General features: G+C 46.5%; 4 protein-coding genes. All 4 read left to right on the top strand.

Going from position 1 to position 17,916, the window contains the following annotated elements; all coding sequences use genetic code 11:
* The first annotated feature begins 117 nt into the window (after positions 1-117).
* The 4 genes from NV379_RS11660 to NV379_RS11645 all read left to right on the top strand — a co-directional run bounded on the left by NV379_RS11660 (position 118) and on the right by NV379_RS11645 (position 17,800).
* Complete coding sequence (locus NV379_RS11660; RefSeq protein WP_308860281.1) at positions 118-2,886, top strand: condensation domain-containing protein; 2,769 nt, start codon at positions 118-120, stop codon at positions 2,884-2,886.
* Positions 2,887-2,905: 19 nt separating this feature from the next.
* A complete protein-coding gene (locus NV379_RS11655; protein WP_258207482.1) occupies positions 2,906-15,805 on the top strand; it encodes a non-ribosomal peptide synthetase in 12,900 nt (4,299 codons plus the stop codon).
* Between the two features lie 46 nt (positions 15,806-15,851).
* Positions 15,852-17,006 carry a cytochrome P450 gene (locus tag NV379_RS11650; protein WP_258207481.1) on the top strand — a complete coding sequence of 385 codons (1,155 nt, stop codon included), beginning with the start codon at positions 15,852-15,854 and terminating at the stop codon, positions 17,004-17,006.
* A 179-nt stretch (positions 17,007-17,185) separates the two neighbouring features.
* Complete coding sequence (locus NV379_RS11645) at positions 17,186-17,800, top strand: GntR family transcriptional regulator (protein ID WP_258207498.1); 615 nt, start codon at positions 17,186-17,188, stop codon at positions 17,798-17,800.
* Positions 17,801-17,916: the final 116 nt, after the last annotated feature.

Raw genomic sequence — 17,916 nt, 5'->3', positions numbered from 1 at the left:
GATAGCCATGCTCCATTGCTGCTGACACAGCGTGAACTGCAAGGGCAAATCACGGAGTTGCTCACTGGTGGTTATGCGGAGGAGGAGCTATTCGAAGGTGCTGGCTTCAGCGGAGAAGTGCTTTACTTTGAGGATGGATGTCTGGAGGCGGCGGAGAGTTCTGACAATGTTGAGCTTGTGGGCGGGCCGGAGGATTTGGCCTACGTTATCTATACATCGGGGACGACGGGCAATCCCAAAGGCGTTATGATCGAGCACCGGAGCTTCGTCAACGTAGCTATGGCCTATCAAACGATCTATCAATTGGATCAATTCCCAGTGAGATTGCTGCAAATGGCGAGCTTTTCCTTCGACGTGTTTACGGGGGATCTGGCGCGTGCTTTCGCGAATGGCGGACAATGCGTCATATGTCCGGAGGAAGTGAGGGCCGATATCCCGGGACTGGTGAAGCTCATACAAGAACGTGGCATCACGATCTTCGAGTCAACGCCGGCGCTGATTACGCCGTTATTCGAATATGTGCAGGAGCAAGGAATCGATCTGCAGGACCTGCAGGTAGTTATTGTCAGTTCGGATAGCTGCTCCGTTGAAGAATATACCAAGCTACAAAGTCGGTTCGGGGCGCATATTCGAATTCTGAACGTGTATGGCGTGACCGAAGCGAGCATAGATACGAGCTATTATGAGGAAACACTGGACAAGCTGCCAAGCGCGGGGTATGTGCCGATTGGAAAGCCGATGCCGAACATGCATATGTATGTGATCAATGATCGTGTGCAACTGCAGCCCATCGGTGTGCCGGGGGAATTGGTCATCGGGGGCGTTGGTGTGGCGCGGGGATACTACCGGAAGCCAGAGCTCAGCGCGGAGAAGTTCATCGTTAATCCGTTCGTGTCGGGTGAGAACCTATACCGGACAGGCGACTTGGTCCGGTGGATGTCGGACGGCAATATTGAATATTTGGGCCGGATCGACAACCAGGTGCAATTGCGCGGTTACCGCGTGGAGCTGGGTGAGGTGGAGTCGAGGCTGCTGCAGATCGAATCTGTGCGGGAAGCGGCAGCCATCATACGGGAGGAACAGCAGGGAGAGCGGTATTTATGCGCGTACGTGGTAGCAGGTGAAGAGCTTAACATACCCGCTATGCGGGAAACTTTGGCGAAGACACTGCCTCACTTTATGATTCCGTCGCACTTTGTCCGAATGGATCGGATGCCTTTGACGCCAAACGGCAAAGTAGACAGGAAGACACTGCCTGCACCAGACCGAGAAGATGGCAACATGTTCTACGTGGCACCTGTGAGCGAACTGGAAGTAAAGCTTGCCGTGATCTGGCAGGATGTATTGCGCCTGACGCGTGTAGGTATTCGCGACAATTTCTTCGAGATTGGCGGTCACTCGCTAAGAGCCACCGCGATGACTTCGCGAATTCATAAGGAACTGAATGTCCAACTGCCGCTTCGAGAAGTATTCTTATCACCTACGATAGAAGGGCTGGCTCTCGTGATTGAAGGGCTGAAGGGCAACCCTTTTGCAACCATCGCAAAGGCGGATTACTGTGATTATTACCCGCTCTCCTCGGCACAAAAGCGCCTCTATGTGCTGCAGCAAATGCCAGGGTCAGAGCTAATCTACAATATGCCACATGCGATGATGCTTGAGGGAAGGCTTGCACGAGGGCGTTTGGAAAGAGCCTTGGTCACATTGATCGAACGACATGAGACCTTGCGTACATCATTCGAGATGATAAACGGCGTGCTGTTACAACGAATTCATCCTGCCGTAGATTTTCAGGTCCGGTATAGGCATTCAACAGAAGAACAGCTAGGTGCTATGGTTAAAGCTTTCGTTAAACCGTTCGATTTAGGACAAGCACCGCTGTTTCGAATTGAACTCATTACTATATCGGAAGAGCGTCACTTACTGCTGCTGGACATGAATCATATTATTTCTGACGGTTTTTCACTTGAAATCATTCATCATGAGCTCGGCGAGCTTTATGCGGAGAAAGATTTGCCCGAGCTGGACATTCAATATAAAGACTATGCGGTTTGGGAGCAGAATTATTTAAATAGTAAAGCTTTCAAGGTTCATGAAAATTATTGGTTGTCTGCTATGGCAGGAGAACTAAATACGCTAAATGTACCTACTGACTATCCGCGATCCTCCGTTCAAAGCTTTTCCGGCGATACGGTAGCGTTCAGCATTGAGAAGGATCTCACTGATAGACTCAGAGACTTGTCTATTCAAACGGGAACAACGTTATACATGGTGCTGATGTGTGCTTACCATATCTTACTCCATAAATATACCGGACAAGAAGATATTCGAGTGGGCTCTCTCATTGCCGGAAGATCTCATGCAGACATAGAGCCAATTGTCGGTATGTTTGTCAATACGTTGGTTATTAGAACGGCACTTTCAGGAGAAAAAACAGCATCCGATTTTCTTCAAGATATGAAGCAAACAACGCTCGCTGCGTACGAGCATCAAGATTATCCGTTTGATATTTTGGTAGAGAAGTTGGGTCTGAAGAGGGATTTAAGTAGAAATCCGATCTTTGATACCTTATTTGCACTGCATAATACGGAAAATCAAGTGAAGAAACTTTCAGATGTCGCCATGAGTTACTTTCCGCTTCCTTTTGCTATATCGCTTTTTGATCTCTCTTTGGATGTAGTAGAGTTGGAAAATTCCCTGTATTGTACACTGGATTTCGTGACATCGTTATTCAAGAAGGAAACCGTTCAACGAATGAGTACCGATTGGATAGTCATTCTCCAGACGATTACCGCAAATGTGGAGGTTCAGATCAAGGATATCCACCTTCAAACATTCAAACTTTTAAATAATACTGTGGATCAGCCGATTGAGTTTATTTTTTAACAACCTTGGAGGTTAAATGATGTCAGATATGCTCTTTCAACATATTTTGCTCGCAAGTGGTCAGTTCGATAAAGAAAAACAGTATTGGTTACAGTTGCTTCAACAAGATGATGTTGTATCCGGTTTCCTCAAAGAGGAGCTGGTCGTCCAATCCGACGAGAGAGCTGGGAAATATTCGCTTGAAATTCCGTCGCAGCTGATAGAGAAGATAGACAGGATTTCTAACAAGTCAAATATTGCGCGCTATATGATTTTAGTATCAGGCGTTAAGTATTTGTTATCGAAGTATACGGGAGAAGCCACTGTTATCGTGGGTATGCCGACATTCGCGCAGCAAGAACAGGTTGAAGAACGAATGAATCAATTCGTGCTATTAAAAACAAGCTATGATTCCTCATTAACGTTCAAACAGTGGTTGGACCGCATGAAAGAAACTGTGTTAGCTGCTAACGAGCATCAAAACTTTCCTTTCGCGATCGTAGCGGAGCATCTTCATTTGCCAGAGACGGCAGAGGGGCTGCCTAATTGTTCAACGATAGTAAGGTTGGATGCTATTCATGATGTTTCCTATCAAGCTGACGTTGGCTCACTTGCGACCTTTTCCTTTTTGACTTGTGATGAAAGGTTGACCTTGCAAATCGAATATGAAACGAGCCATTATTCCGATCGCATGATCAAGCAAATCGCAGATCATTTTGAGGTGTACTTAGAGAAAGTCCTCCATGAGCCAGACGTCGTATTAGGAGACATTGAGCTGCTGTCCGATGATGAGCGGGAACAAATCCTGGTTGGATTTAACGATACCTCCGCAGCGTATGAAACGGGGAGCAAGACGTTTCACGAAATATTTGAAGATCAGGTTAGGAAGACGCCTGATCAAGTAGCACTTATCGTCGGGGATGCGGAATGGACGTATGCGGCTTTGAATGCGCAGGCCAATCGATTGGCTCGTTTGTTGCAAGCCAAAGGCGTAGAGCGTGAGACGATCGTAGGGATTATGGCGCGTCGCTCCGCGGATACGGTCATTGGGGTACTGGCTGTCATGAAGGCAGGCGGGGCGTATCTTCCGATTGATCCCACCTATCCATTGGGGCGAATCGCTTATCTGCTGCGTGATAGCCATGCTCCATTGCTGCTGACACAGCGTGAACTGCAAGGGCAAATCACGGAGTTGCTCACTGGTGGTTATGCGGAGGAGGAGCTATTCGAAGGTGCTGGCTTCAGCGGAGAAGTGCTTTACTTTGAGGATGGATGTCTGGAGGCGGCGGAGAGTTCTGACAATGTTGAGCTTGTGGGCGGGCCGGAGGATTTGGCCTACGTTATCTATACATCGGGGACGACGGGCAATCCCAAAGGCGTTATGATCGAGCACCGGAGCTTCGTCAACGTAGCTATGGCCTATCAAACGATCTATCAATTGGATCAATTCCCAGTGAGATTGCTGCAAATGGCGAGCTTTTCCTTCGACGTGTTTACGGGGGATCTGGCGCGTGCTTTCGCGAATGGCGGACAATGCGTCATATGTCCGGAGGAAGTGAGGGCCGATATCCCGGGACTGGTGAAGCTCATACAAGAACGTGGCATCACGATCTTCGAGTCAACGCCGGCGCTGATTACGCCGTTATTCGAATATGTGCAGGAGCAAGGAATCGATCTGCAGGACCTGCAGGTAGTTATTGTCAGTTCGGATAGCTGCTCCGTTGAAGAATATACCAAGCTACAAAGTCGGTTCGGGGCGCATATTCGAATTCTGAACGTGTATGGCGTGACCGAAGCGAGCATAGATACGAGCTATTATGAGGAAACACTGGACAAGCTGCCAAGCGCGGGGTATGTGCCGATTGGCAAGCCGATGCCGAACATGCATATGTATGTGGTCAATGATCGTGTGCAACTGCAGCCCATCGGCGTGCCGGGGGAATTGGTCATCGGGGGCGCTGGCGTGGCACGTGGATACTACCGGAAGCAGGAGCTTAGCACGGAGAAATTCATCGTTAATCCGTTTGTGTCAGGTGAGAAATTATACCGGACAGGCGACTTGGTCCGATGGATGCCAGACGGCAATATCGAATATATGGGCCGGATCGACAACCAGGTGCAATTGCGCGGTTACCGCGTGGAGCTGGGAGAGGTGGAGTCCAGGCTGCTACAGATCGAATCTGTGCGGGAAGCGGCATCCATCATACGGGAGGAACAGCAGGGAGAGCGGTATTTATGCGCGTACGTGGTAGCAGGTGAAGAGCTTAACATACCCGCTATGCGGGAAACTTTGGCGAAGACCCTGCCTCACTTTATGATTCCGTCGCACTTTGTCCGAATGGATCGGATGCCTTTGACTCCGAACGGCAAAGTAGACAGGAAAGCACTGCCTGCACCAGACCATGAAGATGGCAACATGTTCTACGTAGCACCTGTGAGCGAACTGGAAGTAAAGCTTGCCGTGATCTGGCAGGATGTATTGCGCCTGACGCGTGTAGGTATTCGCGACAATTTCTTCGAGATTGGCGGTCACTCTCTGAAAGCTACAGCGTTGGTATCCCGCATTCATCAGGAACTGAAGCTGAATGTGCCGCTGCGGGAAGTGTTTCAATCGCCAACGATAGAGGGGTTGGCAAAGGTGATTGCAACGCTAGGCGGTAATGAATACACCGCGATTTCGCAAGCGGAGAAGAGCGAAGTCTATCCCGTGTCCTCTGCGCAAAAAAGAATATATTTGCTTCATCAACTTGATTCTGCCCATGCAGCCTATAATATGCCGAATGTATTGCTGCTTGAAGGTAAGCTGGATCGGCAACGGTTAGCAAGTACATGTACATACTTGGTGGAACGCCATGCCTCTTTGCGAACCTCCTTTGAACTCAGCGATGGAGAGCTCGCCCAGCGAATTCATGCCCAGGTCGATTTCGACGTTCACTTTGTCGAAGCGGAGGAAAAAGATGTTCCGGTTCTCATCCGCCAGTTTATACGTCCTTTCGATTTGGCATCTGCGCCGCTCTATCGGGTAAGTGTCATTTGCATCGGGGAACAGCGCCATATTCTACTAATGGATATCCATCATATTGTTAGTGACGGTGTGTCTCTGCAAATTCTGGAGCAAGAATTCTATGAGCATTATAGGGGCAATTCGTTGCCGGAGCATCGTTTGGAATACAAAGATTATGCGGTATGGCAGCAAGGACAAGAGGGTTCGAAAGAACGGGATGCACAGGAAGCTTTCTGGTTAGAAGTCTTTTCTGGGGAGCTTCCAATCCTGGATTTACCGACAGATGAGCCGAGGCCTGCAGTTCGCAGCTTCGAGGGCAAGCAGATGATTTGCCAGGCTGATGCCAGGCTTACAGAAGCGCTTCGTCGGTTGGCACAACAAACCGGAACGACACTTTATATGGTTTTGCTTGCAGCTTACAGTGCCTATTTGTCCCGTATAACGAATCAAGAAGAGATTATCGTCGGTACCGTATCGTCGGGCAGATCGCGCTCGGAGGTAGCCAATATCGTAGGTATGTTCGTCAATACGTTAGCCATCCGCAGTTTTCCAGAAGCGAATAAATCATTTGTTTCCTATTTGCACGAAGTGAAGCAAACCTCATTGTCGGCTTATGAGCACCAAGATTATCCGTTTGAAGACTTAGTCAGACAACTCGGTATTCAGCGTGATCCGAGCCGAACAGCAATTTTCGATGCGATGTTCACTATGGAGGAAATGCTTGATTCGGATTCGATGTCTGGTGAACTGAGCGTCAGTGCATATCCTTCCGACCATCCGATTGCACAGTTCGATTTAACATTGACGGCCATGGAACTGAAGACGGACATTGCCTTCCGGTTTGAATATTCTGGTGAATTATTCCACTCGTCAACCGTAGAACGTTGGGCCAAGCAATTCCTTCTATGGCTGGAATCCATAACACAAGAGGCCACTACACCAATTGGATGCATCGAACTATTATCGGATTGCGACAAGCATCAATTACTTGTTGAATTTAACAATACGAAATCGGATATTTCGCATAACCTCACCATTCACGGTTTGTTCGAGGAACAAGCTGAGCTACAGCCAGATCATCCTGCGGTCATTTGTGGAGAAGCCTCGCTTACTTTTGGGCAATTAAACCATAGGGCCAACCGATTAGCTCGGGTTTTACAGGAAAAAGGTGTGACAGCAGACAGTGTAGTCGGAATTATGGTAGAGCGATCGGTGGAAATGATTGTTGGATTACTCGGGATATTAAAAGCAGGTGGCGCCTATTTGCCAATTGATCCTTCTTATCCTGACGAGCGCGTAAAGTATTTATTAACCGACAGCGGGGCTGAATGGCTCATTACGCAAACGGGCTTACAGCATAAAGCGGATGTTTCAATTGATATGGTATATCTGGATGTGCTTGAAAAGAAACCGATTGGTGCAGAAGATCGTGTAAACCTGGAACCGACAGTCACTCCGAACCATTTGGCTTATGTGATCTACACGTCGGGAACAACCGGCATGCCTAAAGGGGTTATGGTTGAGCATCGCAGCGTAATGAATTACCTAACGTGGAGAATTAGAGAATATGGATTCAATAGCTCCCATCGGATGGTCCAGCTCTTTTCTTTTGCTTTTGATGGCTTCTTGTCTTCCTTTTTCGCCCCATTATTGGCAGGTTCAGCTTCCATTCTGCTTCAGGACGAAGTTGCCAAAGATCCGCTCGTTATTCGCAAAGCGATTATCAATTATGGCGTTACCCATTTCATGTGTGTTCCAAGCCTGTACGCAGCGCTTATGGAGTGTATGAGTGTGGAAGACAGCTATTCATTAAAGCTCATCACATTAGGGGGAGAAGCTCTCCAGCAACGCTTGGTTGATCAGCATAATTTGAAGTACGGACACATCGAATTGACCAATGAATACGGCCCAACTGAAAATAGCATTGGTGGCAGTATCACTCGAAATGTTCAGCTCGATCGTCCGATTACAATTGGCCGTCCAATCACCAACAATCGGATGTACATCTTGAGTGCCGATGATCGTTTATCACCGATTGGGGTAGTCGGTGAGCTGTGTATTGGGGGAGCTGGCTTAACCAGAGGGTACAGAAATCAACCCGAGCTGACCGCTTCCAAATTTGTTGCGAACCCCTATGTGCCTGGAACGTTAATGTACAGAACGGGGGACTTGGCGAAATGGCTGCCTGACGGACGGATCGAATATGTGGGACGTGCTGATGAACAGGTCAAAATTCGAGGCTATCGGATTGAATTAACCGAAATCCAGTCTGGCATGTTACTAATTGCAGGGGTCGAAGAGGTAGTTGTTACCGTATTTACAGATGATTGTGGCGTAAGGCACCTTTGCGGCTATTTTACCGCAGACGAGCTCGTAACAATTGAATATGTGAGAAGTGCGCTGGCAAGCTTACTACCCCAATATATGATTCCTTCCTATTTCGTTAGGTTAGACAACATTCCTCTGACATCTAACGGGAAGGTAGATCGGAAATTGCTGCCGATTCCTAACGGTACGTTGGGAAGCAAAAATAGGGCAGTGGCTCCCCGAACTCCGTTGGAAGAGGAGCTTGTCCAGATGTGGGAAGAACTATTAGAAACCCAGCCCATTGGTATTCAGGATAACTTTTTCGAGTTGGGTGGACATTCGTTAAAAGCAATGATGCTTGTGGCTAGAATATACAAACGCCTGCATTTGGAAGTATCGCTCACTAGTGTATTCCAGGCTCCTACGATTGAGGCTTTAGCCCATTTGTTGCAATCCAAGCACCAGAGCGGCTTTGCTCCGATCGTTCCTGCTCCGGAAAGTGAGCTGTACCCTGTTTCTTCCGCACAGAAGCGGCTCTATATTTTGCGGCAGTTGGAAGGTGCAGAAGAAAGCTATAATATGCCAGCTGCCTTCCTGATCGAAAGCGCGCTTGACGTGCAGCGCCTGAATAACGCATGTACTCAGTTGATGCACAGACATGAATCGTTGCGAACCTCTTTTGAAATGGTTGATGGGGAAGCATTCCAGCGGGTTCATACAGCGGTTGGTTTCAAGCTCGAGTATGGTGACGCCACGGAAGAAGAGATTCATTCCCTGCTCAAATCGTTTGTTCGTCCCTTCGATCTGGAACGGGCTCCACTATGGCGAGTGGCTTTATATCAAGTTGCAGGGGATCGCTGCCTATTGCTTATGGATATGCACCATATCATTTCGGATGGCGTTTCCATAAACCTAATGATGGAAGAACTGATTAGACTTTATAACGGTGATGTGATTCAACCTTTACCTTTGCAGTACAAGGATTATGCTTACTGGCAGCAGGAGATGCTGCAATCAGAAGTGATGGACAAGCAAGAAGCCTATTGGTTGGAGTCTCTCTCGGGACAATTGCCGGTGCTCAGCTTGCCAACAGATTATCCTCATCCGGCGGTACAAAGCTTCATCGGTGGCGAAGTTGAATTCGCCATTGACCGTGAAACAACGGCAGACTTATATAGAATCGGCCAAAAAACGGGAGCAACCTTGTTTATGGTACTGTTTTCGGCATACAACGCATTCCTGTCTCGTATGGCAGGTCAGGAAGAAATGATTATGGGTACGGTCATTTCGGGACGTCCATCCGTCGATGTAGAAGGAATCGTCGGCATGTTCGTCAATACGCTAGCGATCCGTACTTTCCCGGCGGCAGATAAATCGTTTGCTACTTATTTGCAAGAAGTGAAACAAACCTTGCTCGGGGCGTATGAGAATCAGGACTATCCATTTGAAGAGTTGGTTAAGAAACGGGTTGCAGAGCGGGATATGAGCCGAAACCCTTTATTCGACACGATGTTCACCTTGACCCATAAGCGTGAAGGTCAGGATCATGGCGTGCGGATGATTCCGCTTTCCTTCGAGCATCCCGTAACGCAGTTTGAACTTACACTATCCGCTGTAGAAGGAGAAGACACCTTATCCTTCAGCTTTGAATATTCAGCAGCACTGTTTAAACGGGAAACGATCGAACGCTGGAAGGATTTGTTCAGCCAATGGTTAACCTCACTGGTGAAGGAAGTAGGGCTCCCAATGGCCTCAATCGATCTATTGACGCCGCAAGAGAAGCATCGTCTATTGGTCGAATTTAACGATACGTCTATAGACTATCCAGTGGAGAAAACCACCCATCAGTTATTCGAAAATCAGGTGGAGCGTACACCAGATTGTATCGCTTTGAAGTATGACACAACGCAAATAAGCTATCGAGCACTGAATGAGAAAGCCAATCGGTTGGCCAGAACGTTACGTAGAAAAGGCGTCAAACCGGAAACCATTGTCGCCATCATGGAAGAACGATCTGTTGACATGATTGTTGGCGTGCTAGCCGTACTCAAGGCTGGAGGCGCATACGTCCCGATAGATCCTGACTATCCGCAAGATCGTATTGATTACATGCTTGAAGACAGTAAAGCTTCAATTATATTGACGAGAAGTCGATTTTTGCAGGATAGAATATACGATGGGACGGTGTTAGATCTTGCAGAGGAAGCATTGTATGCGGAGGATGGCTCTAATTTAGAAGTGGTCTCAGAAATGCATCATTTGGCCTATTTTATTTATACATCCGGATCAACAGGCAAACCAAAGGGTGTTATGAATGAACATGGTAATCTGGCCGCTTATTTGTATACCTTTATTCAGCAGTTTCAACTTAATCATCAAGATAAAGTACTGCATTTACAGTCTGTTTCCTTTGACGGCGCTGTTGACGAAATGTATCTAGCGCTGTTATGCGGCGGCACTGTATGTATTGCCAACAAGAAAGAAGGGCTAGATACGGATTTACTTGAAGCTATCATAGAACGAGAAAATATTACAGTACTATTTTGTTCTTCGTTGCTTTTAAGTGAATTAAATCAACGCTTGTCCCCTAGTCATCCCATTAGACTTTTCTATCCAGGTGGGGATGTTGTAAAGCCATCTTATTACTCTAATTTGACAGATCGGCTTGTGTACAACATGTACGGTCCGACGGAAGCGACGGTTACGACTACTTATTACAACTGCATGGAGTCATGCGGCCACAATGTTCCGATAGGTAAGCCAATGCCTAATAAACAAGTTTATATATTGGGGCCTCAGGGGCAAGTTCAACCTATTGGCGTACCTGGCGAGATCTATGTTGCGGGTGTTGGATTGGCCCGAGGTTATTTGAATCAACCAGAACTCACGGAGGCAAAATTCGTAGCTAACCCGTTTGTCCCAGGAGACAAGATGTATCGGACAGGCGATTTTGCGAGATGGCTACCGGACGGTAATGTTGAATACTTGGGCAGAATGGACCAACAGGTGAAGATTCGCGGGTATAGGGTAGAATTGGGCGAGATTGAAGCGCAGCTCTATATGCATCAATCCATTAACGAAGCTATCGTGCTTGCGGATGAAAATTCTGAAGGCGATAAAATATTAGTCGCATATATCGTAGCTGAAGATCGGCAAACTAACGCATTCTGGCGACAATATTTGGCGCAGACGCTGCCGTATTTTATGGTTCCAAGCGTTATCATTCAGCTGGATGAGATGCCCTTGACGCCAAATGGAAAAATCGATAGAAAAGCTCTTATTTCCATACGTACTACAGCAGACGAGGAGGCTGCCTATTCAGCGCCTCTGGATACGATCGAAGTGAAGCTTGTCGAGATTTGGGAAGACATACTGGGCAGAGACAGAATTAGCCGAACAGATCATTTCTTTGAGCTTGGAGGTCATTCTCTTAAAGCGATGGCGGTAGTCAAGCAGGTATCTCAGCAATTTCAGGTTCACATGCCATTGTCTCAAGTATTCAAACTGCCGGTTCTGCAAGATCAAGCGATGTTTATCAGAAGCCATGAAGCTTCCGTGTATACGCAAATCGATCTTGTTGAAAAGAGGGACGTTTATCCGTTGTCTTCCGCGCAAAAGCGGATGTTTATTTTGCATCAGATGCAGCCGACGTCCATCGTCTACAATATGCCCGATGCGCTTCTTATCGAAGGTAATTTGGACATTAACCTCATGGAACAGGCGATGCGGAAGCTTATAGAGCGGCATGAATCTCTTCGAACTTCATTTATTCGGGTTGATACAGAGCCTGTTCAGCGAATCGAAGACGAGGTGATCTTTGCGTTAACCTATCGCAAGTTGGAGCATGCAATCAACCATATAACAGACATTGAAATAGCTATGGCCGGAACGATGAAAACATTCGTACAGCCTTTTGATCTTGAAATTGCTCCGTTATTCCGTGCAGAACTGATACAGGTGAATCCGAATCAACACATTCTTCTTCTCGATATGCATCATATTATCGGCGATGGCCTATCCAACGATATTCTGATGGATGAATTGGGAAGTCTTTATTCTGGTGAACACTTACCGGAGTTACCGCTTCAATACAAGGATTATTCCGTGTGGCAAAACAAGCTGACTGCGGAAGGTGAGCTGGATAAACAAGAAGCCTACTGGTTGAGTCAATTTGCTGGCAGCTTGCCTGTTATTCAGTTGCTGACGGATCATCCACGTCCTAAGGTGCCCAATAACCAAGGAGATTCCATCCAGTTTAGTATTGATGAAGCCTTAACGATGGGGCTTCGTAGATTAGCAACCGAGACAGGTGCGACGTTGAATATGGTTCTGCTTGCAGGCTATACCATCTTATTGCATGTATACACAGGGCAAGAAGACATCGTTGTGGGAACTCCCGTTGCTGGGAGATTACACGCTGATCTCGATAAAATTGTCGGCATGTTCGTCAATACGCTGGCCATTCGTAGTCAGCCGACGAACAAACATTCGATCCTAAGCTTTATTCGTGAGATGAAGAGAATCTCGCTTCAGGCTTACGAGAACCAAAGTTATCCCTTTGAAGATCTCGTGAAAAAGGTAGTTTCAGCCCGTGAAGCCAATCGCAATCCTCTGTTTGATACCATGTTTACTTTGCAAAGTGCGGAGACTGACGTACTCCCAAGGATGTCTCTGCCCGTACGATCATTGGATATCCATGTGAAAACGGTGAAAGTAGATTTGACATGGACAGCTAAGGAAAGAAATGCAGATGGAATACGATTCGACATCGAATATGCCACTGCGTTATTCGAACGAAGTACAATTGAGCGGATGGGTCAACATTTGGTACATATTATGAACAACATGGTAAATCGGCCTAATGAAATGCTCTCAGATATCACACTGATAGATGAGGACGAGAAGCAGCAGGTGTGCGAGATTTTCAATAACACAAAGACCGCTTATCCTAGGCATCAATCGCTAACCAGCCTCTTTGAAGAGCAAGTGGAGAAAACTTCTGAGCGAGTGGCTGTCGTGTTCGGGGAAGAGAAGTTAACTTATCGGGAACTTAACGAAAAGTCGAATCAAGCAGCTGGTGCATTATTGGAAAAAGGAATACAGCCAGGCGGCATCATTGCGATTCTGATGGATCGCTCGCTCGATATGATCACGGCGATCATGGCTGTTCTGAAAACAGGAAATGCCTACTTACCGATTGATCCGGAGTATCCGCAAGAGCGTATACAATATATGCTTCAGGACAGTGGAACTCGTCTCTTGTTGACACGAGAGGCCGTGTTCTCTCAAGCAACGTTTGTCTTGGGCTCCTTGGTGGAGATCGTTATGTTGGACGCAATCAAATTAGGTAAGCAAGAAACCGGACCTGTCATTGTGCCTAGAGAAGGATCTGATCTCGCTTACGTGATGTATACCTCTGGCACGACCGGAAAACCAAAGGGAATCATGACGACACACGCTAATGTTACCCGTGTCGTGAAGAGAACGAACTACATGGAGATCGGTGAGGATGATATCGTAGCTTCATTGTCCAATTATGCTTTCGATGGGTTTACGTTCGACTTCTTTGGAGCTTTGCTCAACGGAGCTACACTTGTCGTTGTGCAGAAATCCGATATTCTCGATATCCATCAGCTCAGTCGAATCCTCATCGACCAACGAATTACCATTATGTTTGTCACAACCGCTTTATTCAATCTTCTTGTCGATACCCGGTTGGACAGCTTAACTCAGCTTAGAAAAATATTGTTTGGTGGAGAACGCGTATCCGTGAATCACGTGCGTAATGCTCTTGCTGCTGTAGGCGCTGGTAAAATCATTCACATGTATGGACCGACGGAGAGTACCGTTTATGCCACGTTCTATCCTGTAGACGAAATTGCTGCCGACGCAGTTACGATTCCAATCGGCAAGCCTCTCAGCAATACGGAAGCCTATATTCTGGGTGTTGGCGGGCAGTTGATGCCAATTGGCATCACGGGGGAACTTTGCCTTGCCGGGGACGGATTGGCGGTAGGTTACTTGAACCTACCGGAGATGACAGCGGAGAAATTCGTGCCGCATCCGCTGGAGTCCGACAGATTAATCTATAAAACCGGAGATTTAGCGAGGTTCTTACCGGATGGGAATATCGAGTTCATGGATCGTATCGATCATCAAGTTAAGATTAGGGGCCACCGCATCGAATTGGGGGAAATAGAGAGCCGGATGTTGGAGCTTCAAGCTTTGAAAGAAGCAACTGTTCTCATATTTGAGAAAGCAGGGGAAAAATCGCTTTGTGCTTATTACGTGACGGATTCTCTTATTACGGAAAGTAAAATACGGGAAGAGCTAACCAAGCGCTTACCGGAATATATGGTTCCCACTTATTTTGTACCGCTAGCGAAAATGCCTTTAACGCCAAACGGTAAAATCGACCGTCGAGCTCTGCCAGAACCTACGGTGGTGGCTCATGTCCCTCTCCGCGAAGAAGCTAAACCAAAGAACAAAATGGAAGAGGCGCTTCTAGCGATTTGGAAGAAGATACTGGTCAAAGATGACATTGGGATTCACAATAATTTCTTTGAAATTGGCGGACATTCTCTGCTTGCCACTAAGCTTGCTTTCGATATATTCGATGAGCTTAAGGTGAATTTTCCACTGGTCGAAATCTTTAACCGCCCGACCGTTCACAAATTGGCTGAATTCGTAAGCATGTTGCTTCCAGCATCAGAACAGAGAGAGCAGGATGAACAGCTGCTACTGTTGAAAGAAGGCACTGAAGAGAACAAGCATCTCTTCTTCATTCATGCAGGGGATGGAGAAGCGGAGCCCTATGTTCCGTTTAGCCAATATTTGTCCGATAGCTTCCAATGCTGGGCAATCAAGGTTGCCTCGCTGCAGGATCATGAACCCGCACCGTTAACAATAGAAGAGATCGCGAGATCGTATGTTGACAAAATCCGTCGTATACAACCTGATGGCAGTTACTATTTGGCAGGATGGAGTATAGGAGGGACGATTGCCTTCGAAATTGCCCGGCGTTTGGAAGAACTGGGCTGTACGGTTGGATTTATTGGGATGTTCGATTCCCCGTTCGTGGAGGGAGACGTAGTAGACGCAGTAGAAGCCAACTCATTCGAATATGCAGCGGAAATGGAGCTTTTAGTGAAGATGTTCGAACCCTATATCCATTTGCCGCTTGTAGAGAGATTATTGGAGCATACCGCTGGTTCGGAGCAAGTGTGGAATACCTTCCTAACATGGGCAGAGAAAGAGCAAGTAAGCAAAGAACTACTCACGATGCTTCTGTCTAACAAGAAGTTAATTGCGAATATGCCTGAGTTGGAGAACTGCAAAAGCTTGCCTGAGTTAGTAAAGATTTATAATGTATGTCGCTCGCTAACTTACGCTCGTGATCATTATGTGGCTGCCAATCGGATAGAGGCTAGATTGGATTTCTTCCAAGCGTTGACGAGTCCAGTGGAACATATGGGCATGAAATGGCGTGCTCTCTCAGCTCAGCCAATTATCATCCATGAAGTCGTGGGAGATCATTACTCGATGTTCCGCATACCACTGCTACAGGGACTTGCGTCCACATTTGATTGTGCACTTATGGATACCGTATTTGCCATCAATCGGGAATAGGAAATCGACGACGACTTAGTGCACCATTTACAATGAGGAGGACGACATGAATCAACCTATCACCTGGGACGGATTAAATCCGTTCCCTCTTTACCGGCAAATGCGTGATACGAATCCCGTGTACAAAGACATCAATCATTCTTGGAATGTGTTTCGATATGAGGATGTAAAGCATGTGCTAACTAATCATAACACCTTCTCTTCTCAGGTTTCATTTGAGGAGAGAAGCATCCTATTTATGGATCCCCCGCGGCACCAGAAGTATCGCTCAATGGCGAGCCAGCTGTTTACACCCAAGATGGCCATGGGAATGGCTCCGCGCATTTCCGCAGTTGTGGACGAATTAATCAGTGTATTGAGGGAGCAGGAAGAAACGGATCTTGTCCGAAGCCTCTCGATTCCGCTGCCTCTTCATGTCCTGACGGACTGGTTAGGTGTTCCCCCCGAAGATAGACTTCCTTTTAAAAGGTGGTCTGAATTGGAAGTGAAGTATAATTCGTTTACCGGCGGGATGGATGCTTATGAGGACGAAAGTGAAGCGCTTCAAGAAGAGCTTCGCAGCTATTTCCAATGGATGATTGATAGCCGGCGGAAGGAGCCGAAGGACGATTTGGTTAGTGCACTGCTGTCTGTTAAAGGAGAAACAGGCGGATATACCGATGGAGAAATGGTTGATTTTTGCTTCTTGCTTATTATTGGAGGCATTGAAACAACAGCACACCTATTGACGAATACGGTGCTTACGCTTGATGAATATCCAGAGGTCATGCGAAGTATTCGGGATGATTCGGATACGGTTTCCAAAGTGATTGATGAAGTTCTGCGGTATCGTTCACCCGTTCAATCAACGTTCCGCATCGTTCTTCATGACATTGAAATGGGCGGCCATTTGATTCGCAGGGGAGAACCGATAAACGTTTGGTTAGGAGCGGCGAATCGGGACGAGCGGGTATTTAAAAACGCGGAAGCCTTCGATATTGAACGTAAAAATAATACAAACCATTTAGCATTCTCGAGCGGCATCCATTATTGTCTTGGTGTTCATCTGGCAAAATTAGAAGTGAAAACAGCAATTACTGAATTACTTGCTCATATGAGCCAGCTAGAGCGAATACGTGTGAAGGAGTTAGTGCCGATTCATAGTACTGTGCTGCTTGGGCTGGAAAGCCTGCCGATTACCTACAAATTCGCTGTGAAGTAAGAACGATATGCACTTGAGGATTCGAGAAATAAAACTGATCATGGATGTCGCCTAATCCATACGATTACTTGTTACGAAAAGTAAATTTTACAAAAGTCGTTCTATAGGATACAAATGTATGGAAAATTGCTATAATAGCACGGGAATAGATGCATATAAAAGAAGGTAGGAGATTGATTGTGCAAGAAATCACGGGCTACAAATCTATCGCATTGGATATTGCGCAGCGGATCGTGAATGGGGAGTTTACGGTTGGAAGTAAAATTTCAGGCAGGTCGCTACTTGCAAGCTTATATCATGTTTCACCTGAAACCATTCGAAAGGCTGTCGGTCTCCTTAAAGAAGAAGGAATTGTGTCCGTCTCGCAAGGGAAAGAAATTATTGTACAATCCGATGAGCGTGCCTTAGATTATATAACGAAAAGCAGTTATTTAAAGTCGGTATTTTCACTGAAAGAAGAACTTGAAAACTTATTAGAAGAAAAAAAGAAAATCGATAATAAGTTTGAAAACATTCTTTCGGATATTATTAGTTTTTCAGATCGTTTGCAAAATCTGAAGCCGTATAATCCAACTGAAATTCGGGTCAAAGAAACTTCACATGCCATTGGTAAAACGATTGGTAATTTGGAGTTTTGGCAGCAGACGGGAGCAACGATTATTGCACTTCGCAGGGGAACAAGTATTTCGATATCTCCTGGGCCACACGTTATTATTCAGGAGAATGATGTTCTTATTCTTGTTGGTGATGGCGAAGTTTTACAACGTACAAATAAATTTATTAATCCAATTTAATTTCAAATAATTTAGGGGAGCGCAGCCGCGGCAGGCTGCGCTTTTTTGATGTGTTTTGGTATAGCAAAATACATGATTTACATTTTAATACTAACAACCTGTTTATATAAAGGGGG

The sequence above is a fragment of the Paenibacillus radicibacter genome (assembly GCF_024721995.1).
In the GTDB taxonomy this organism is placed as follows: domain Bacteria; phylum Bacillota; class Bacilli; order Paenibacillales; family NBRC-103111; genus Paenibacillus_AM; species Paenibacillus_AM radicibacter.
Note: the sequence above shows the minus strand (reverse complement) of the source record. Positions and strands in the feature narration are given on the sequence as shown.

Excerpts from the sequence above, each read along its gene's own strand:
- NV379_RS11655 (WP_258207482.1), top strand. The coding sequence starts at position 2,906 with ATGTCAGATATGCTCTTTCAACATATTTTGCTCGCAAGTGGTCAGTTC.
- NV379_RS11650 (WP_258207481.1), top strand. The coding sequence starts at position 15,852 with ATGAATCAACCTATCACCTGGGACGGATTAAATCCGTTCCCTCTTTAC.